An 827-nucleotide genomic window follows, 5' to 3' on the forward strand; every position below is an offset into this window, starting at 1 on the left:
GAGCATTATCAAACTCGTATGCGACTGTCTGGTAAATAGGTGTTGCTACGGACTTGGTTGTAGGGTCTGTTTCATATCCGTGATGAATTGCGATGGTATCGTCTTTCATTTTAATCCTCGGCAATAATGATGAATGTTGGCGAATACGGGACACCGGAACAAAGAATCATAGATCAATTCCCAATAACACACACGCACTCAGATCAATGAAATATAAATAAACTTTCTTTGTGACTTTTTCTCTTTTGCTTCTGTCTATGCTTCTGAATTTAAATTTCAAACTCACTTTTTTACTTAATCAAGGAAGCTTAAATGGAAGATATCAATCAAAGCAGCGATCAGATTCAAGAGCTGTTACAGACAGCCTACACACTCAGCTTAAGTTACGGCCCCAAACTGGTCTTAGCGATCGTTACGCTCATCATCGGCCTATGGGTCATCAATCGCTTCATACGCACTCTTAACAACAATCTCACAAGCAAGGTCGATGCGACGCTTGGTCAATTCGTCTGCAGCATTCTTTCAGTTATTCTGAAAGTAGTCTTGTTGATTTCAGTTGCCTCGATGGTCGGCATCGAGACAACATCATTTGTGGCAGTACTCGGTGCTGCCGGCTTAGCTGTTGGCCTAGCTCTTCAAGGAAGCCTAGCCAACTTCGCCGGAGGCGTTGTCATTCTGCTATTCAAGCCTTTCAAGGTAGGAGACCTGATTGAAGCTCAGGGCTACATCGGAAGCGTATCTGAAATTCAGATTTTCAACACCATTCTAAAGACGGGCGACAACCGAGTCGTCATCATTCCAAATGGCTCTCTTTCGAGCAGCAGCAT

General features: G+C 43.5%; 1 protein-coding gene. It reads left to right on the top strand.

What is annotated here, in order from left to right:
• Positions 1–312 precede the first annotated feature (312 nt).
• On the top strand, positions 313–827 hold a 515-nt coding region (locus A3735_RS24195; protein WP_156499887.1), incomplete at its 3' end, for a mechanosensitive ion channel family protein.

Source organism: Oleiphilus sp. HI0061, assembly GCF_001635675.1.